The organism is Metapseudomonas boanensis, from assembly GCF_042232855.1.
In the GTDB taxonomy this organism is placed as follows: domain Bacteria; phylum Pseudomonadota; class Gammaproteobacteria; order Pseudomonadales; family Pseudomonadaceae; genus Metapseudomonas; species Metapseudomonas boanensis.
The window spans coordinates 4,648,289-4,665,944 of record NZ_CP113889.1 but is presented as its reverse complement, the minus strand read 5'-3'; the positions used below and the strand labels follow the sequence as shown (position 1 = coordinate 4,665,944).

At 60.6% G+C, this 17,656-nt stretch carries 16 protein-coding genes; 8 read left to right on the top strand and 8 right to left on the bottom strand.

All coding sequences use genetic code 11. The features are described 5' to 3' along the window. Positions 1-49: 49 nt before the first annotated feature. A complete protein-coding gene (prpD, locus tag OXH74_RS21795) occupies positions 50-1,534 on the top strand; it encodes a 2-methylcitrate dehydratase (protein WP_375741663.1) in 1,485 nt (494 codons plus the stop codon). Between the two features lie 33 nt (positions 1,535-1,567). On the opposite strand, the gene amrS is transcribed toward prpD, so the two are convergent. The 5 genes from amrS to OXH74_RS21770 all read right to left on the bottom strand — a co-directional run bounded on the left by amrS (position 1,568) and on the right by OXH74_RS21770 (position 6,428). Beyond that, the gene (gene amrS, locus OXH74_RS21790; protein ID WP_375738819.1) at positions 1,568-2,656 is read right to left on the bottom strand and encodes an AmmeMemoRadiSam system radical SAM enzyme; all 1,089 of its coding nucleotides are present in this window, start codon (positions 2,654-2,656) and stop codon (positions 1,568-1,570) included. Beyond that, positions 2,649-4,010, bottom strand: coding sequence for an AmmeMemoRadiSam system protein B (amrB, locus tag OXH74_RS21785; RefSeq protein WP_375738818.1), 1,362 nt, complete (start codon positions 4,008-4,010; stop codon positions 2,649-2,651). The genes amrS and amrB overlap by 8 nt, the downstream gene beginning before the upstream one ends. Before the next feature lie 247 nt (positions 4,011-4,257). Further along, positions 4,258-5,184, bottom strand: a complete 927-nt coding sequence (locus tag OXH74_RS21780) for a universal stress protein (protein WP_375738817.1) — start codon at positions 5,182-5,184, stop codon at positions 4,258-4,260. Between the two features lie 717 nt (positions 5,185-5,901). After that, positions 5,902-6,201, bottom strand: a complete 300-nt coding sequence (locus OXH74_RS21775; protein ID WP_375738816.1) for a cell division protein ZapA — start codon at positions 6,199-6,201, stop codon at positions 5,902-5,904. Then, a complete protein-coding gene (locus OXH74_RS21770) occupies positions 6,198-6,428 on the bottom strand; it encodes a hypothetical protein (protein WP_215380437.1) in 231 nt (76 codons plus the stop codon). Before OXH74_RS21770 ends, OXH74_RS21775 begins: the two co-directional genes overlap by 4 nt. 368 nt (positions 6,429-6,796) lie before the next feature. Between OXH74_RS21770 and OXH74_RS21765 the strand changes: the two genes are divergently transcribed. Next, positions 6,797-7,420: a DUF4157 domain-containing protein gene (locus tag OXH74_RS21765; protein WP_251702228.1), complete on the top strand. Its 624-nt coding sequence runs from the start codon at positions 6,797-6,799 to the stop codon at positions 7,418-7,420. An 11-nt stretch (positions 7,421-7,431) separates the two neighbouring features. On the opposite strand, the gene OXH74_RS21760 is transcribed toward OXH74_RS21765, so the two are convergent. Further along, complete coding sequence (locus tag OXH74_RS21760; RefSeq protein ID WP_375738815.1) at positions 7,432-8,328, bottom strand: DMT family transporter; 897 nt, start codon at positions 8,326-8,328, stop codon at positions 7,432-7,434. Between the two features lie 131 nt (positions 8,329-8,459). Here OXH74_RS21760 and OXH74_RS21755 point away from each other — a divergent pair, with 131 nt between their 5' ends. The 5 genes from OXH74_RS21755 to OXH74_RS21735 all read left to right on the top strand — a co-directional run bounded on the left by OXH74_RS21755 (position 8,460) and on the right by OXH74_RS21735 (position 13,883). Then, positions 8,460-8,897 carry an Lrp/AsnC family transcriptional regulator gene (locus tag OXH74_RS21755; RefSeq protein ID WP_215380433.1) on the top strand — a complete coding sequence of 146 codons (438 nt, stop codon included), beginning with the start codon at positions 8,460-8,462 and terminating at the stop codon, positions 8,895-8,897. Between the two features lie 543 nt (positions 8,898-9,440). Beyond that, a complete protein-coding gene (locus tag OXH74_RS21750; protein WP_375738814.1) occupies positions 9,441-9,911 on the top strand; it encodes a DUF2271 domain-containing protein in 471 nt (156 codons plus the stop codon). Between the two features lie 25 nt (positions 9,912-9,936). Then, a complete protein-coding gene (locus OXH74_RS21745; RefSeq protein WP_375738813.1) occupies positions 9,937-12,123 on the top strand; it encodes a PepSY domain-containing protein in 2,187 nt (728 codons plus the stop codon). Then, the gene (locus OXH74_RS21740; protein ID WP_375741662.1) at positions 12,113-13,087 is read left to right on the top strand and encodes an FAD:protein FMN transferase; all 975 of its coding nucleotides are present in this window, start codon (positions 12,113-12,115) and stop codon (positions 13,085-13,087) included. Before OXH74_RS21745 ends, OXH74_RS21740 begins: the two co-directional genes overlap by 11 nt. A gap of 325 nt (positions 13,088-13,412) precedes the next feature. Further along, positions 13,413-13,883 carry an anti-virulence regulator CigR family protein gene (locus OXH74_RS21735; protein ID WP_375738812.1) on the top strand — a complete coding sequence of 157 codons (471 nt, stop codon included), beginning with the start codon at positions 13,413-13,415 and terminating at the stop codon, positions 13,881-13,883. A gap of 151 nt (positions 13,884-14,034) precedes the next feature. Here the strand turns inward: OXH74_RS21735 and ycaC are convergent, their stop codons facing one another. Beyond that, positions 14,035-14,661, bottom strand: coding sequence for an isochorismate family cysteine hydrolase YcaC (gene ycaC / locus OXH74_RS21730; protein ID WP_375738811.1), 627 nt, complete (start codon positions 14,659-14,661; stop codon positions 14,035-14,037). A gap of 401 nt (positions 14,662-15,062) precedes the next feature. On the opposite strand from ycaC, the gene OXH74_RS21725 reads away from it, so the two are divergent. Continuing rightward, positions 15,063-17,027: a UvrD-helicase domain-containing protein gene (locus OXH74_RS21725; RefSeq protein ID WP_375738810.1), complete on the top strand. Its 1,965-nt coding sequence runs from the start codon at positions 15,063-15,065 to the stop codon at positions 17,025-17,027. An 11-nt stretch (positions 17,028-17,038) separates the two neighbouring features. Here OXH74_RS21725 and OXH74_RS21720 read toward each other — a convergent pair whose 3' ends face one another. After that, positions 17,039-17,647, bottom strand: a complete 609-nt coding sequence (locus tag OXH74_RS21720) for a DUF2238 domain-containing protein (protein ID WP_375738809.1) — start codon at positions 17,645-17,647, stop codon at positions 17,039-17,041. Positions 17,648-17,656 lie beyond the last annotated feature (9 nt).

Sequence of the window (17,656 nt, the reverse complement as noted above, 5' to 3'; positions counted from 1 at the left end):
AGTGCTGCTGACAGACAGCCTGTCGGCTCCCACCGGCGAGGCAACCGCCATGAGCGCCAATGTCGACCTGAACGACCGACCCGATTATGACAAGGTGATCCAGGACATCGCCGACTATGTCCTGGACTACAGGATCAAGTCCGAAAATGCACTGAGCACGGCTCGCTATTGCCTGATGGATACGCTTGGCTGCGGCCTGTTGGCACTGCGTTTTCCAGAGTGCACCAAGCTTCTCGGCCCGCTGGTCGAGGGTACCCTGGTGCCGAACGGCTCGCGCGTACCGGGTACCCGCTTTTGCCTGGACCCGGTCAAGGCGGCCTGGGACATCGGTGCCATGATCCGCTGGCTGGATTTCAACGACACCTGGTTGGCGGCCGAGTGGGGCCACCCATCCGACAACCTCGGCGGCATCCTCGCCGTGACCGATCACCTCTCGCAGCAGCGACTGACCCGGGGCGATGCGCCTCTGACCATGGGCCAAGTGCTGGAAGCCATGATCATGGCCCATGAGATCCAGGGAATTTTCGCACTGGAGAACTCATTCAACCGCGTTGGCCTGGACCACGTGTTTCTGGTCAAGCTGGCTTCCTCCGCGGTATGCGCCAAGTTGATGGGAGCCACCCGCGAGCAGGTGCGGTCGGCCATCTCCCACGCTTTCGTCGATGGCCAGGCGCTGCGCACCTACCGCCATGCGCCGAATGCCGGTTCGCGCAAGTCCTGGGCGGCTGGCGACGCCTCCAGTCGTGGGGTGCGCCTCGCCGATATCGCGATTCGCGGCGAGATGGGTATTCCTGCCGCACTGACCGCCGCGCAATGGGGTTTCTATGATGTGCTGTTCAGTCACACCAACAAGGACCTGGCCACCAAGCCCGAGGATCAGCGCCGTTTCAGCTTTCCACAGGGCTTCGGTACTTACGTGATGGAAAACATCCTGTTCAAGATCAGCTTCCCGGCCGAGTTCCACGGCCAGACGGCCTGTGAAGCCGCAGTCACCCTGCATCCGCAGGTCCGGGGCCGTCTGCAGGAAATCGACAAAATCATCATCACCACACAAGAGTCCGCGATCCGCATCATTTCCAAGGTCGGCCTGCTGGCCAACGCCGCCGACCGCGACCACTGCATCCAGTACATGACCGCTGTGGCGCTGGCCTTCGGCAACCTCGTCGCCGAGCACTACGAAGACGACTTCCACCAGGCTCACCCGATCATCGATGAGCTACGCGCGAAGATGGAGGTCGTCGAGGACGAGCGTTACACCCGCGAGTACCTGGAGCCCGACAAACGCTCCATCGCCAACGCGGTGCAGGTGGTCTTCAAGGACGGCAGTTCGACCCCGCAGGTCGCGGTCGAATACCCGATTGGTCACCGCCGCCGCCGCATGGAAGGCCTTCCTCTTCTGGAAGAGAAGTTCAAGAGTAACCTCGCCACGCGTTTCCCTCCGCAGCGCTGCGCGCAGATATTCGCGCTATGCAGCGATCAGGCTGCGCTGGTGGCTACTCCGGTCAACCGTTTCATGGACCTGTTGGTGATCTGACCGGAGGGCCAGCCATCGACTGTGCTGGCCGGCTCAATGGGCAGGATTGAGCCGTACCGGAATCCTGCGCTGGCCAAACGCACCGCTGTAATGGCCAAAGCGCCCGGCAATCGGCGTGTTGCAATGTGAACAGTGCCCGTCGTCCGTCACCTGATAGTCCAGGATGCGGTGCCAGTCGCGCTTGATCAGAGCCTCGCCGCAGTTTGGGCAGAACGTTGTGCCGCCTTCGGCGTCATGCACATTGCCTGTGTATGCGTAGCGCAAGCCGTGCGCGCGTGCGATCTGTCGGGCAAGCGTCAGAGTCGCCGGTGGGGTCGGTGGCGCGTCAAGCAGCTTGAAATCGGGGTGGAAGGCGGTGAAGTGGATGGGCACATCCGGTCCCAGTTCGTTGCGTACCCAATTGCACAGCGCCTCGATTTCGGCTTTCGAATCGTTGTAGCCCGGAATCAGAAGGGTAGTGATTTCCGTCCAGACATCGGTTTCATGATGCAGATAGACCAGCGTATCCAGCACTGGCTGCAGGTGCGCGCCGGTGAGTTTGAAGTAGAAGTCGTCGGTAAAGGCCTTGAGGTCGACGTTCGCCGCATCCATGACTGCGTAGAACTCGCGCCGGGGCTCGGCATGTATGTAGCCCGAGGTCACCGCTACCGTTCGAATGCCGTGCTCATGGCAGGCCTGCGCCGTATCGATGGCGTATTCGGCGAATATCACCGGATCGTTGTAGGTGAACGCCACGCTGGCGCAGCCGGAACGTTCCGCTGCCAGGGCGATCTGCTCCGGGCTGGCCTGATCCATCAGGCGATCCATGTCGCGGGATTTGCTGATATCCCAGTTCTGGCAGAACTTGCAGGCAAGGTTGCAGCCTGCGGTGCCGAAGGACAGCACCGATGAGCCGGGATAGAAATGGTTGAGAGGCTTTTTCTCGATCGGGTCGATGCAGAAGCCGGATGAGCGCCCGTAGGTGGTCAGGACCATCTGCTCGCCTTCGCGCATGCGCACGAAGCAGGCCCCGCGTTGCCCGTCGCGCAGCTTGCAGTCACGGGGGCACAAATCGCATTGAATACGGCCATCGGGCAAGCTGTGCCACCAGCGACCGGGGTAATGCCCCGACAGGTCACTCATCACCCACCTCCTGCCATTTGTTGACTGTGTAGCGCGCCAGCCGGATATCCGTGTGCCAGAAGTCAGCAGGCAATCCTGCCTTGCGTTTGAGCATTGCCAGGAATTCGTTCGGCTGCGGCAGGCTGTCCCAGACCTGCGGCAGGAAGGTACCGCGGGCCCGTCCGTACTCCAGGATGATGCCGTCGACGCCTGGGCGCAGCTGTTCAAGGGCCTGCCGTTCGCTGGTGAATGCCAGAACCTCAGTGGCTGACAGCAACGATACCTCGATGCGGGTCTTGACCAGTTCGTCGCGGGTCAGGGCGTCGAACCGCGGGTCGCGGGTGGCGGCGGCGATGGCGTTTTCCTGCACATCCTCGATCAGGCGTCGATGCGCCTCGATAGTGCCGATGCAGCCGCGAAGTCTGCCTTGGTGGGTAAGGGTGACGAAGCTGGCACCAGGTTCATGCAGCCATCGCTGATCAGGGGGCGTTCTTCCCGGGCCGCCCAGGTGCTGAGAGATGGCGTCGCGCGCGACATTGAGCAGTGTCTTGCCCGCGTCATCTGCATCCTGGACGGCTTTACTGGTTTGATAGAAGGCAACGGACGCGTAGCCCACCACACGGAATTTGTCGCCAGCGGTATCGCCGGAGTTGCACTGGCCGAGTAGTTCGGCGCGGAGTCCCTGACGTGCCGCGAATGCCAGCAGACCATTGATCGGCGTCGCGCCGCACGCCTGCTCATGGTTGAGCGCCGGGCGTTCGGCCAGGATCTCCCGTATCGTTTCGCTATCCATCTTCTGGGCAACGGTATAGGGCAGAAAATGCGATAGGTCGGAGCTGATGACGATCAGTGTTTCATCGCCACCCCACACCCGTGCTAGCACTTGCGCAACCTCTGCGGGGGTGGCTGAGCCCACGGCCAGCGGCACCAACCGGAATTCGCCCAGCACCGACTGCAGGAACGGCAGTTGCACTTCGAGCGAATGCTCGAGTGCATGGGCTTCGGCGCTGATGACGACTTTCGGCAGGTCAGCCAGGACCGCCATGGCTTCGGCATCCAACTGAACCTGGCCCAGCGGGGTCGAGAATGCGTTGGCCTGGGGGAGGGCCAGGCCACGCACGGGAACCCGATGGACCGGCCCCAACAACACCACGCGCTCGACGCGAGAGGCCAGCGGTTTCAGACGGGCATAGGCCTGCGCGGCAACTGCACCGGAATAGATGTAGCCAGCATGCGGCACGATTAGGGCCTTTAGGCCCGGTGCGGCTGGAGCTGGGGCGACAGCGGACAACAGTTGGCGGACGTCTCGTGCAAGTTGCTCGGGATCGGCCGGATAGAACGTACCTGCTACTGCTGCTGGACGGACGATGCTCATGAATCCCCACCTCCTGATAAGTCAGGTAGGGGCTGGGTAGAAAAATACAAGGACACTTTTTAATTATGGCGTGTTCTAGGCTGTATTCGACTCGCCGGGTTGCCTCGCTCAAACGTCCAGGGCGTATAACCGGGCAGTCGCCGCCCTGGAGGATGCGTGTTGTTCGGCTCCCCAGTCCTGATAACTCCAGGCTTCCGTGCCAGATTGTCCATGCCAGACGCGTTCCGACAGCCCGGCAGCGACATACCTACAACCGATGGTTATGGTGGTTGTACGGCCACGACGCCAATGCCTCGAGCTCCGGCGGGTCGAGTGAGGGGGCGGCGAGCTCTTCGAGGTGGGTGATGATGTCGTCTGGTTTGAGCACCAGGACGTCGCTCTCAAGTGTGTCGAGGATCATCTCGGCAGTATTGCCGATCAATGCGCCCGCAAGGCCGGTTCGCGCAACGTTTCCTATTACCGTAAGCGCGGCGTTGAGCCGGTGCGCAATCTGCGGGATGAGTACGTCGGCTGCGCCTTCCTCGATGTGCAGATGTTCGTCGTTGATATTGAATTCGTGCTGCAAGGCTTTGCATTGCTCGTGATAGAAATCCTGGATGCTTTCCTTGAGCTGGAAGATCGGGTCATGGGCCGAGAGCATCGGATAGGGGTGGGCGCTCATCATGTGCAGGGTGCCGTCTGCCATTTCCGCGATGTCGTAACCGTGGCTGACGATGCCGGCATGCAAGACCCGGTGCTCGATATCGTCATTGCCCACATCCACAGCGGTAAGAATGCTGTTGCCGGTCCAGGGTCTGGGGGTTTTCACGATGAGTACCGGACTGGGGCAGTAACGCAGCAGCTTCCAGTCTTCCGGGGTGAGGAGGGATTTCGTCAGCGCATTGTCCGGCCGGTGTTGCTTCATCACCAGGCCACAGCCTTCTGACTGCTGGGCGTTGATGATGGCCTTGTACGGACTGTGGTTGCACTCCTGCTGGACGCTGACGCTAAAACCCTCCTTTGCCAGGGCGCCTTGCATATGGTTCAGATGGTCGGAGAGGTCCAGTCGTTTATCGCAGGCCAGCAAGTGAAGGTGTGAGCGGGTGGCGGTAGCGATCATTCTGGCTTTATTGAGCAGCAACTCTTCAGGCTGCTGCGGATCTACCACCACCAAGGTGTTGCGGATGGTATGCATGGTTGTCCTACCGTGCGCGAATTCGGTTTTCAGACGGACATGGGCCACGTACTCCTGGCGTCTGTCTCTGCGGCTGGTTGGGCGCATCTGTTTTCAACCCGTGCCGCTCTGACCGTCAGTCACAGGAAGCGCTTGTGCTTGAACCATGCACGCAACAGCCGACATCGATATTCGTCCGCATTACCCGACGTTCAATACTCCAGTCGAGCAGGCGGTGATGATCACAGAAGTGCCTCTGATCGCTCATGCAACCGCAAAAGTCGCTCCCACAGCGCAAGCGCTGTTTGTTCACCGCACTAATTTGAGAGGGCCGAGTCGCCACCTACCCCTGATGCCTGAAGGCGAAGGAACTGCCACCTTCTCTCGGCGCCGTGCTCCATGCGTTTTTACCGGCCAAGAAACAGCGCCAAACGCTCCGAAAACCGGAGGGTTCTTAAGAAGTGTTTGGGGAGCGTTTCTTCTGAGGGGAACGCAAGGGAGCAGGTCGTGCTCGCTCAACGCTGCAGTCTGGCCGATAGCCAGCACGGCTGCGAGGTCACCGGTCGGCTACGTTAGCCAATTTGTGCGTAACACGGCCCTTTGAAATAACCACATAGGTAAGAAGCCCCTGGCGCTCCCGACCCTTTCCTGCTTGCAGGAAAGGGCGTTGTCGGCGTGCAGCCTGATCTTCGGTGCGGGTGGCCCTTCCACGAACTGGCGTAAAGTCTCGCGTTGGGGTCAGGACCCCTGAGAATCCAGGCGCTCGCGAATGCGCTGGTTGAGCACGGCGATGCGCTGCGCTACGTCCGCAGGAGCATGGAGCTTGTCTCGTGGGCTGATCTGGCGCGCGCAGAGGTTGAGCGCGGAGAGCACGACGAGTTCATTGGCGGTGACGTAGGGAAATTTTTTCTTGTTGGCGGCAATCTCAGCCTGCAGCACCGCCGCTGCGTCCTGCAGCACCTGCTCCTCGCCGGCTGGAGCCTTGATGTTGTACTCGCGCCCCAGTATGCGCAGTACGCGGACGCTGTCGTTGCTCATGCGCTGGCGCGGGTTTCACTGACGCGACGAACCAGGGCCTGCAGGCGGTCAGCAGCAGCGTTCTGTTTCTCTTCCTGTTCCAGCAGGGAGAGTTGCAAAGTGTCGTTCTCTTCACGCGCTTTGTTCAGTTCCACGCGGATCTGCGCATTTTCATCGGTCAGCGACTGGTTTTGCTGCAGCAGTTCGCTAACAAGTTGTTCCAGTTGTTCAAGGGTAGTGTCGAGCATGTTCGTCTCCAGGGCCGGTGAAAAGGTTGCGGAGGATAAAGAAAAGAACCGACTACGGCCAGGGAAAATATGGCTATTCGGACAGGCTGTATGCTGTCAATTCAATGGCTTAGAAAATATTTTTCGTGTTATTTCTGCATTTTGACCGCTGTCCGGGCCTTCCGTTCGTGTAAACGCTTGGCCGGTGGTTGTGCTTTGAGCTGGGCTTCGTTTTATTGGTTCACGCTTGCAGCGTGGCCGCCACCGAAAAAAGCTGCCGCCCTTGGGGTAACGAACGTCCGTCGGAACGGTCCAACGCGAGGTTGGACAAAGGGCCGGCCGATGCCCACATTGTCGCCCGCTGATTACCATGGCCTCTGGGAGTACCAATGCCTGCCGTTTCGTTGCGCCGCTTCTTCAGCTTTTCCGCGCTGCTCCTGGCTTCATGGAGTTCGCTGTCCGTCGCTGCTACAGCCTGCCCGGCAGGGCAGTACAAGGTGTGTGTGGTCGCCTGCTTTTGCGCACCCGGCACCCAGGAGGAAATCGGGCCTCTTGCCGAGAGCATGGGCCAGATGGCGGCATCCGGGCTGGAGGGCTGGCTTGTGCGATCCCGCAACACAGCGGCCCTGGGCAATATTCAGCGGATTCCGCTGAATATCCGCGCCCAGCTCGAGCCCTACTACGACATCCAGGTGTTGGACTCCGCCTTCTACAAGGTGGGTGATGATGTGGAGATGAACGCTGCCAACACCATGCTGCAGAACCCCGATGTGAATGCGGTGACGCTTGTGGACATCATCGTTTTCCGAAATGAGGACGATGCGCTGAACAATGTCGCCCTCTGGGCCCACGAGCTGAAGCACGTGCAGCAATACCTCCAGTGGGGGGTTCGCGACTTTGCCGTTCGCTATACCCGTGACTACAACGAGGTCGAGGCCCCGGCCTACGAGATCCAGAGGCGCGTGGCCAGCACAATGCGAAGTGCTGCGTCACAGTCTGCATCCGCTCGCTAGCGCCTGGCCGTTCAGCGGACTGCAACGCGGCGAAAGCTGCTGATCCCCCATCCTTGTTGCATGCCCGCTGCGGCCAGCAGGATCGCGCCTACACCCAGCCATTGCAGCGAGCTGAGCTGGTGATTGAAGGCCAGCCAGTCGACGAAGATCGCGGCTATCGGATAGATGAACGAAAGGGCGCCGGTCAGTGCGGTTGGCAGTCTCTGAATGGCGCCGTACAGCAGCACGTACATCACGCCCGTGTGGACGACTCCCAGCGTGACGAGGCTGGCCCAGGCCTCCGTCTGCTGCGGCAAGCTGGACAGGTTCGCCATCGGCGCCAGGAACAGGACGCCAGTGCACACCTGGATCAATGCGATCAGATGCGGTGGTGTGCCGTTCAGGCGCTTGACGATGAGGGCCGCAAAGGCATAGAGCAGGGCTGCGCCGAGCGCGAGGGCGATGCCGGCGAGATAGTTGTCGCCGCCTTGGCCCTGCTCGCCGTGGGCGCTGACGATCGCCAGCATCCCGCCGAACGACACGCTGAGCCAGAACAGCTTCTGTGCGGTGATCTTCTCACCGAGGAAGAGGGCGGCCAGGCCAACCAGCATGAAGGGCTGGACGTTGTAGACGGCGGTGCCGATGGAGATCGAGGCTCGCGAGTATGAAGCGAACAGCAACACCCAGTTACCGACGATTGCGACGCCACTGAGCACCGCGAGTATGAAGGTTTCGCGGGTCAGGATCCCGGGTCGCAGAAAACCCAGCAACGCGCAGACGACCAGCAAAGTGGCTGCGCCGAATACGCAGCGCCAGAACACCACATCCAGCACCGACTGGCCAGACACCAGTACCAGCCAGCCGATGGTCCCGCTGATCAGCATGGCTGCGACCATTTCCAGCGACCCGCGATGTATCGAATTGTTCATGGTTTGGCTCCTCTGCTTGGGCCAGAGTATGACAAGCCAAACAGCACCATCTCCATTGTCTGACGAAGGCGAAAACCTCGTTTTACCTTTATGATCAAGACAGTTTTCTCATATTGCCTAACGAGGCTCGTATGACTGACGAGATCGACCAGTTGCTGATTTCTGCACTGATGGAAGATTCCAGGCGGTCGCTCAAGGCGCTCGCTCAAATCAGCGGCCTTTCGTCGCCCAGCGTCGCGGAACGGCTGCGCAAGCTCGAAGAGCGGGGTGTGCTGAGGGGGTACACGGTCGAGGTCGATCCCAAGGCCTTCGGCTATCAGTTCCAGGCCATCGTCCGCATCCGCCCCTTGCCTGGCCAACTGCAGGAGGTCGAGCGGCAGATCCAGGCGATTCCCGAATTTACCGAGTGCGACAAGGTGACGGGCGACGACTGCTTCATCGCCCGCCTGTGTGTTCGGGACATGGAGCAGTTGGATAACCTGCTGGACCGGATCAACGGTTTCGCGGAAACCAACACCGCCATCGTCAAGAAGACTCCGGTCAAGCGTCGGCTTCCGCCGATGGGCTGAATCGACTCAAGCTGCGAGCAGTTGCGGCACCTAGTCGCCAATGCCAATCGTTGTCGATGAAAGACCACGAATTCTTATCTGCACTTTTGATTCCATTTTAGGCGTGGATGCCGATACCGAAAATCGGGACTCGCAAACTGACGAAAGTCCTTCGTCCAACGAAGTGCCAATTAATGTTTGAGTAAGTGGCTGCGGTGATCCGGGGTTATTTGATGATCGGTCCCGAAACTTGCTGATAGTCATTCGGATATCGGATTAGTGCCGAAGGGTAGGGGTGTCATGCGCACCCGTGTTGAGCCCACGCCAAGGTTGGAAGCCTGGCATAGCAAGTGCGAGGTGCGCAGAGCGCACACTACGGCTGTGGATTGGTTCTGCTTATTTATATTGCGGGGCGTGAAAGAAATGAAGCGCCGTCTGACTTTTTTAGATTTTCCTAATACAGAAACCTTAAGGAATTATTAGGTCGCTGGTTTTGTTCATTCAGTTTCTTTTAAGCCTGGTCGCGTAGCTTGAACTCATATCGATTCCGACGAGGACTTCCTGATGAAAAGACTAGTGGCATCCCTGTGCCTGGCCGGCACCATCGTGCTCCCCGCATTTGCCCAAGCGCGTGAAGTCACCTTGACGACCAAGTTGAAGGAATACGCTGGAAACGAGGCATATCTAGCGATCTACCTGACCGATGCACAGGGCCAATACCAACGCACCCTCTGGGTCTCCGGGAAGAAGGCCAAGTACTACAAGCATCTGCGTGACTGGGCGCGTGGTAGCGGGATGAAGCCTGCAGAGTTCGACGGCATCAGTGGTGCCAGCGTCGGCAGCGGAGAAACACTCAAAGTATCGGTTGAACTCGCTGACGCCCTGATCGATGCCGGTTACCAGATCCGCATCGATAGCGCGGTCGAAGACAAACGTGACAACCGCGCTGACGTCACTGTGCCGCTTACCACCACCGGTGCGGGCAAGCCCACCGCGGGCCAGGGTTACGTCGAATCCTTCACTTACGACATGTAATCGTTCTATCTGCAGGAGAAGGATCATGCTTCGCCAGATCCATTCGCTTCCCGGCTTGGTTGCAGCGCTACTGGTCATGGTCCTGGCCCTGACCGGGGTTGTGCTGTCAGTCGAACCCGTCGTGGGCAGACTCCAGACCAGCCCACAGACCGAGCAATCCCTGAGCATTGCCGAACTGGCGGCACGTGTCGACCAGTTCTACCCAGGCGTCGAGCAGCTCGAACGGACCCCGTCAGGCGCCGTGATCGTGTCTTACCGCCAGGATGGCCGGACAGGAGTTGTGCGTATCGATCCGCAGAGCGGAAAGGTAACAGGTGACGCGGAGCCGTCGACGCTCATGCAAGGGGCGAAGGATCTGCACCGCTCCCTGTTGGCGGGCACGCCCGGCCGGGTGATCGTCGGGCTGATGGCAGGGGTGATGCTGGTGCTGTCGATCTCTGGAATGTTCCTGCTGGCGAAGCGCGTAGGAGGCTGGCGTTACCTGGCGGGGCCAATGCGTGGCCCTTGGACCCAGCGCTGGCATGCGGAGGCCGGTCGCCTAGCCATACCCGGCCTGCTGTTGTCGTCGCTGACCGGACTCTACCTGTCCGCTGTGACTTTCGGACTACTGCCCGATGGCATGCAGAACGAGCCGGAGTTTCCGACACAAGTCACGGGCGGACCCGCTGCCCCGGTTGCTTCGCTACCCGCTTTGCAGGCCGTTCAGCTGAGCGATCTGCGTGAACTGGTCTATCCAGACCCGGAAGACCCGACAGACGTCTATTCGCTACACACTGCCAACGGCGATGGCTACATCGACCAGGCCACCGGGCAGTTGCTGTCTTTCCGCGAGCACGACAGGGTCCGTCGCCTTTATGAGGTCGTTTACCAACTGCATACCGGTGCAGGGCTCTGGTGGCTGGGCCTGTTGCTTGGCGCCAGTGCGCTGGGCGTCCCGGTGATGAGCATCACCGGCGGCCTGATCTGGTGGAAACGCCGCCGTGCCATGCCCCGCATCGCCAGCAACAGTGCAGGCCAGACCGCCGACACGGTGATCCTGGTCGGCAGCGAAAGCAACACCACCTGGGGCTTTGCCAAAACACTGCATGAGGCGCTGGTGCAAGCCGGCTGGTGCGTTCACATTGCGCCGATGAACAGCCTGGCTAACGAATATCGTCGCGCCGAGCGCCTGCTCATCCTGACTTCGACCTACGGCGACGGCGCTGCGCCCGCTTGCGCCAAACTTTTCCTTGAGAAGCTGGCGTCCAGTCGCCTCAACCCGCACCAAGGGTTCGCGGTGCTGGGGTTTGGCGACCGGAGCTTCCCGCGCTTCTGTCAATTTGCCAAGGACGTCGACGAGGCGCTCCTTGCACGCGGCTTGCGGCCTTTACTGGCAATGGACACGGTCGATCGGCAGTCGATCCAGGATTTTGCGCGTTGGGGTAAGGCTTTGGGCGACAAGCTGGGCCATGAGCTGACGCTGCTGCACGCACCACATTGCCCTCCGACCCACAGCCTGCAGCTGATGCAGCGCGAGGTGTATGGCGAGCAGGTCCAGGCGCCGACCTGCATCCTGCGCTTCAAGCCTGCTGCAGCCAGCAAGTTGCCCGAGTTCGATGCGGGCGATCTGGTGGGGATCCTGCCGCCAGGAAGTTCGGTGCCTCGCTTCTATTCACTGGCGAGCGGTACGGCGGACGGCGTGCTGGAAATCTGTGTCCGAAAGCAGCAGGCAGGCCTGTGCTCGAACTACCTCCATGACTTGCCCTTGGGCGGCACCATAGAGGCATTCATTCAGCCCAACCCGGACTTCCGTCCGGCACCGGGCAGGCCAGCGACCATCCTCATCGGCGCGGGGACCGGCATCGGGCCGCTGGCTGGATTCATCCGCAACAACACGGCCAGGCGGCCCATGCACCTCTACTGGGGCGGGCGCAATCCGGACTCGGACTTCCTCTACGAATCGGAGCTGGGTCGGTACCTGGCCGACCAGCGACTGACCCGGCTGCAGGCGGCTTTCTCCCGTGTGAGCGAGCGCCGCTACGTGCAGGACAGAATCATCGAAGACGCTAACGATATGCGCAGGCTGATAGAGCGGGGTGCGCAGGTGCTGGTCTGCGGCAGCCGGGATATGGCAAAGAGCGTCATGCAGGCCCTGGACGAGGTGCTGGCACCGCTCAACCTGAACGTACTCAAGCTCAAGGCCGAGGGGCGCTACCGTGAAGATGTCTACTGAGATGCCGATGCTCCCTCCTGCACTACAGCGCTACAGCCTCAATGGCGCCACAATGGGGACGCTATACAGCGCGGTCTTCTTCGCCCCGCCAGGGCTGGATGAACAGGCGGTCAATACAGGGCTGTTCAACGCGGTCGACCGGGTGGACCAACAAATGTCCACGTGGAAGGCCGATTCTGATCTGTGTCGGCTGAATGCTTCGCCGGTAGGGCAATGGCAAGCGGTTCCCAGGGAACTCTTTCAGGTTTTGCACACGGCATTGCTGGTCAGCCGCGAGTCAGGCGGCGCATTCGACATAGGGGTTGGAGACCTGGTCAGCGCCTGGGGCTTCGGCCCTGCCAAGCAACTTGATGAACAACGTGCCAACGCACTGCGGATGCAGCAACGTAAGCCCGCAAGCGAGGTGCTGGAAATCGACCCGTCGACCGCGCGGGTGCGCAAGGTCGAGCCCGTTGCTCTCGACCTTTCAGGTATTGCCAAAGGCTTTGGCGTGGATGAGCTGGCTTGTTGTCTGGAACGCTTCGGTGTCACCCGCTATCTGGTCGGCATCGATGGTGAAATGCGGGCCCGAGGCCTGAAGCCCGATGGCCAGGCCTGGGCCGTTGCCATCGAGAAGCCCCTCCGCGGAGTTCGCGAGGTGATGGGTGTGATGGAGCTGACCAATGCCGCCATCGCCACCTCGGGGGATTACCGCCACTGGGTGGAGGTGGCCAATACACACTACGCGCACACCATGGACCCAGCCCGGCAGATGCCACTGTCTGGCGAACTGGCCGCGGTATCGGTCGTCGAGTCCCGTTGCATGCTCGCAGACGCCTGGGCGACGGCATTGATGGTGTTGGGAGTGGAGGCCGGGTCGAAGCTGGCGCAGCGGCGGGGGATGGATGCGTTGTTCGTCCTGCGTGACGGCGAGGGGTTCAAGGAGCTGTCGATAGTGGGAGGGCAGGTGCAAACTCAGTGCTAGCCTTGCCATCGCTACCGTACTGCTGTCGCTGGCAGCCGGCCGGGCAATGGCGACGGGCTGGTCGTTGCCATAGGTGAGTACCGTGGCGCGGGACTCCATGTCGGTGTAGATAGCGGCGGCGAAAGACCCAACGGAAGTGCATCTTTCAAGAGTGCTGGGTTGACCGAAATCCCGGTAGCATCCGTCAAGTGTGATGCGCAGAGGGTAAATGGGTTCGTTCAGGAACTATCATTTCTATCGTTCCTCCACATTAGGGCGGACGGAAACGTTTTCCCAAAGGCGCTTCAAGGCTTTATGGATATCTCAATCAACAGGACTGGAAGATATGCCTAAGACTCGTTCAGTGATTGCAGTACTGACCAGCGTTGCCCTGCTTGCAGGTTCGCCAGCACTGCTGGCAGACCCCAGCAATGGCAAGGGCAACCCACACGCAAAGCAGGCACAGCAAGGCAATAGCGGCGGTAAGGGAAAAGCTGACGCTGGCTCGTCTGGCCAAAGTTACTCCGGCGGGAACCGCTACCATGACCCGCAGATCGATATCGGCGGCATCCGTGTCATTCTTGGCGACAATCGCAACTATTGGAGTCCTGCCAGTCCGTTGCCTCCGGGCATCCAGAAGAACCTCGCTCGCGGCAAGCCGCTGCCTCCTGGAATTGCCAAGAAACTCGATGGTCGGCTTCTGGGTCGGCTGCCGCACTACGAAGGCTATGATTGGATGCAGGCGGGTACCGACCTGATCCTGGTCGCCGTGGCGACCGGGATCATCTATGAAGTGCTGCATGACGTTCTCGACTGATCGAGCGTGGTTAAAGAAACCGGAGCCATTGGCTCCGGTTTTTTTTATGCGTGCAGGTCGGGCTGAGCTAAGCGAATCGGACCGCCGCTGATCCCAACGATCTACCTCTGAAGCGAGCAAGCTCGCTCCCCCCCCAGGGGCATTACCTGGCTTACTTGCCGGAGGTGAGGGTGGTGTAGCTGGTGATCAGGTTGCGGTAGTCCGGGATGTGGTTGGAGAACAGCGTGCCGAGGCCTTCGATGTCGTTGCGCCAGTCACGGTGCAGCTCGCAGGCGACACCGAACCAGGTCATCAACTGGGCGCCGGCAGCCGACATGCGGTCCCAGGCCGAGTGACGCGTAACTTCGTTGAAGGTGCCCGATGCGTCGGTGACGACGAACACGTCGAAGCCTTCCTCGATGGCCGAGAGGGCCGGGAAGGCCACGCAGACCTCAGTCACGACGCCGGCGATGATCAGCTGCTTCTTGCCGGTGGCTTTCACCGCCTTGACGAAGTCTTCGTTATCCCAGGCGTTGATCTGGCCTGGGCGGGCGATGTAGGGCGCCTCGGGAAACTGCTCTTTCAGTTCGGGTACCAGCGGGCCGTTGGGACCGTTCTCGAAGCTGGTGGTGAGGATGGTCGGCAGGTTGAAGTACTTGGCCAGGTCGCCCAGGGCCAGCACGTTGTTCTTGAACCTGTCTGGTTCGATGTCGCGTACCAGGGACAGCAGGCCCGCCTGGTGGTCGACCAGCAGAACGGCGGCCTGGTTCTTGTCGAGGCGTTTGTAAGGGGTAGCCATGGTGTTTCTCCTTGCTTGGATAAATGCCATGTCGAGCTTAGTGCATGGCTGGGAATCAGCGTTGTGAATTGAGCGCTTCGTTTTCACGCAGAGCTGAATCATTTCCAGGGTGCTGCCCTTGCGCGTGAAGGCTTCGGAGTGGAAATCCTCATAATCAATGCACTGTCTGGCTGGGTGCCAAGGACCGGGATCGTGCATGCCGTGTTCTCGTCGCGGCTTGTTGGCCTCGGTGCGAACCTTGATCGGCCACCTTGCGGAAGAGTTTGCACTCAACGCTATGGTGTGAAGCATTTGATCGGGAGACAGCGCCAGGTGCATCGTGCGCCCAGCGGTTACCCGGAGGCGGCAGAAAGCACTTATCATTCAACGACCTATGGATTGGCCTAAGCGGGAATCGCGGGATGCTGTCGACCGTCAAACGCTACAAGTTGCTCCTATCGGGGGCGTTGGCGCGTTACTTTCCCCGGACCACGGCCTATTTGCGCGCCGAGCGCGAAGCGGCCCAGCCGGTGAAGAAGCCTTCTGGGCGAGCAAAGAAGGGATCAGCCAGGACTGGCAAGGCCAAGGCGAGTGGTTCCGTGAAAGCGAGCAAGCCGCGGGCCAAGCCAGGCCCGGCGGCCGATTCGGGATTCTACGGTCCCTCCCTGCTGGCGGTTGACCCACAGCAGGTCAGCGCCATGCGCGAGCGGGTTGCGCAGGCGGTAGACGCAGGCGTGATCAGCGCGCCGTCGGATGAGCAGTGGGCGATGATCCTGGGGCGCCATCCGGTCACGCGGATCTTCGCCGGCGCCGGATCGGGCAAGTCCACGACGCTGGTGCTGCGTGTGGTGTTCATGCTGTGCCATATGGGCATCGACCCGGGCCGTCTGACGATCATCTCGTTTACCAATGCATCCTGCGCGCAGCTGCGTGAGCAGCTGCTCAAGGTGCTTGGGTTCTGGCAGTACCCGTTCGATGCCAACCAGGCGAAACAATGCGTGCGTACCTTCCATTCGGCCATGGGCGTCCTGGCCAAGCAGGTACTGGGCAACCCGTCATGGTTCGAACAGCTGGACGAGCCGGCCACCAGCAAAAGTGAGCTGGACAACCCGCTGGCGTCAGGTCGCCTGCGTCCGGCCCAGCAGCGTCTACTGAAGCAGGCCTATCAGAATTGCTATGCCCAGGACGCGGACTTCCGCGAGCATGTACACGCTTTGCTGGGGCTGCCGCCCTTCCCGGCAGTTGATACCGAGGGCAAGCGCGCCAAGGTTCCGAAGGCACCGCTGGACGGCTTCAAGCTGGCTGGGGAGTTGACGCCGATGCCGCTGTTCGAGGCGTTCCACGTCCAGGCGGGTTTCATGGAGAGCATTGGCCTGCGGCTTGACCAGCTAAAAGCCAGTGCGCTGTCTTGTTCGGCCGTGGAGCGACATTTCATCGAGGCGCTGCTGCTGTTCTGGAAGCACTTTGAATCCGGGTTGCACGCGCAGGGACTGATGACCTTCAATGCGGCGTTCCAGAGACTCACCCAGTCACTGAGTGATGGCGGCAAGGCTGTGCCGACTGATGCACTGGCGCCGTTCAGCCACCTGCTGATCGACGAGTTCCAGGACATCTCCCCGCAGATCGTGCAGTTCCTCCAAGCCGTGCATCGCGCCCTGGGCCAACAAGGGCAGGCAATCAGCCTGATGGCGATCGGCGATGACTGGCAGTCGATCTATGGCTGGCGCGGCAGTTCGCCGGAATTGTTCATGGAGTTCGACACGTATTTCCCAGGCAAGGGCCGGCTGAAGAAAAGCGCGGTATTGATGCTGCAAACCAACTACCGCTCCATCGAGCCAGTGATCCGCGACGGCGAAGCGGTGCTGGACGGTGTCGAGTTCAAGCAGCCGAAAGCCAGCAAGGCATCGAAGCCGATGCAGCCGGGCGACCATGGTGTGGTCTTGAAGCAGAACTTCGACGTGAAAGCCCGGTTGCCGGAGCTGGTGGCGGAGATCAAGGCACAGTGTGAGCACGTTGCCACTCGCAACCTGGCCGACCGCAACGCCGTGCTGGTGTTGAGTCGGCGCAACGAGCCGCTGCAAGCTATCCAGTCCCAGTTGGACAAGCAGCTACCGGTGAAGGCCTACACCATTCACCGCGCCAAAGGCCTGCAAGCGGAGGTGGCGATCATCGTCGACGATTGCGCCCCGCCGGAAAAACACCCGCTGCGCAACGCGCTCTATGCCCACTCAGGCTTCTTTCGCAACAGTTACGACCAGGCCATGCAGGACGAGAGCCTGCGCCTGGCTTACGTGGCGATCACGCGGGGTGTGAGCCGCGTGCTCTGGTTTACTCGCAAGGCCCAGGGAGCGACGCAGGTGCTGGCCAGACGCGCAGGTGGGCGTTGATTCGAGAGGGCTCATGTCCGATTGTCGCCTACGAGCCTGGCCGCCAGGAGTGTGATAACGGCTCCCAGCATGGCTAGCCCGGAGTCTTTCTGGGCATCCCATTGGTCGCCCTGTGTGCCTAGGAAAGCTGTACCCAGATCCGGCGCAACGACCATGGCTGCCAGCATCTCCATCTGCTCGTAGAGGCTACTCAACGCCATGACGAACGTGAGGCTCAACAACCCCAGCCATTTGCCCGCTGGTCTTGCGAGTCGCTCGATGAGTTCGCGGAGCGGGTAGACCAGCAAGAGACCGAATGAGAAGTGGACGATACGGTCGTAGTGATTTCGGCTTGTTCCTAGAATCTCTTGCAACCAGAAGCCAAAGGGCGTTTCCGCGTAGGTGTAGTGGGAGCCATAGAGGTGCATCGCCAGGAACACCGCAAGCAACCAGTAAGAAGCCATGGAGAAGATGAACCATCGAAAGGTTGCCAGCAGCAAGGCAGCGATAGCAAATACCAGCAGGTTTTCGAGGAGCCAATCTTCCCGGCTCAGCGGTGCGATGGCGGCCCAGATCCACACGACCAGAAGGACGATGCAGATCAGTGTGAGCTGACTTCGACTGGCGTTGGTCTCTGGCATCGACAGCAG

What these genes read in the sequence shown, in the direction of transcription:
- OXH74_RS21745 (WP_375738813.1), top strand. Translation starts at nt 9,937, where the DNA reads ATGCTTCGCCAGATCCATTCGCTTCCCGGCTTGGTTGCAGCGCTACTG.
- OXH74_RS21735 (WP_375738812.1), top strand. Translation starts at nt 13,413, where the DNA reads ATGCCTAAGACTCGTTCAGTGATTGCAGTACTGACCAGCGTTGCCCTG.
- prpD (WP_375741663.1), top strand. Translation starts at nt 50, where the DNA reads ATGAGCGCCAATGTCGACCTGAACGACCGACCCGATTATGACAAGGTG.
- OXH74_RS21740 (WP_375741662.1), top strand. Translation starts at nt 12,113, where the DNA reads ATGTCTACTGAGATGCCGATGCTCCCTCCTGCACTACAGCGCTACAGC.
- OXH74_RS21780 (WP_375738817.1), bottom strand. Translation starts at nt 5,184, where the DNA reads ATGCATACCATCCGCAACACCTTGGTGGTGGTAGATCCGCAGCAGCCT.
- OXH74_RS21775 (WP_375738816.1), bottom strand. Translation starts at nt 6,201, where the DNA reads ATGAGCAACGACAGCGTCCGCGTACTGCGCATACTGGGGCGCGAGTAC.
- OXH74_RS21770 (WP_215380437.1), bottom strand. Translation starts at nt 6,428, where the DNA reads ATGCTCGACACTACCCTTGAACAACTGGAACAACTTGTTAGCGAACTG.
- OXH74_RS21760 (WP_375738815.1), bottom strand. Translation starts at nt 8,328, where the DNA reads ATGAACAATTCGATACATCGCGGGTCGCTGGAAATGGTCGCAGCCATG.
- OXH74_RS21765 (WP_251702228.1), top strand. Translation starts at nt 6,797, where the DNA reads ATGCCTGCCGTTTCGTTGCGCCGCTTCTTCAGCTTTTCCGCGCTGCTC.
- OXH74_RS21720 (WP_375738809.1), bottom strand. Translation starts at nt 17,647, where the DNA reads ATGCCAGAGACCAACGCCAGTCGAAGTCAGCTCACACTGATCTGCATC.
- OXH74_RS21750 (WP_375738814.1), top strand. Translation starts at nt 9,441, where the DNA reads ATGAAAAGACTAGTGGCATCCCTGTGCCTGGCCGGCACCATCGTGCTC.
- OXH74_RS21755 (WP_215380433.1), top strand. Translation starts at nt 8,460, where the DNA reads ATGACTGACGAGATCGACCAGTTGCTGATTTCTGCACTGATGGAAGAT.
- amrS (WP_375738819.1), bottom strand. Translation starts at nt 2,656, where the DNA reads ATGAGTGACCTGTCGGGGCATTACCCCGGTCGCTGGTGGCACAGCTTG.
- ycaC (WP_375738811.1), bottom strand. Translation starts at nt 14,661, where the DNA reads ATGGCTACCCCTTACAAACGCCTCGACAAGAACCAGGCCGCCGTTCTG.
- amrB (WP_375738818.1), bottom strand. Translation starts at nt 4,010, where the DNA reads ATGAGCATCGTCCGTCCAGCAGCAGTAGCAGGTACGTTCTATCCGGCC.
- OXH74_RS21725 (WP_375738810.1), top strand. Translation starts at nt 15,063, where the DNA reads ATGCTGTCGACCGTCAAACGCTACAAGTTGCTCCTATCGGGGGCGTTG.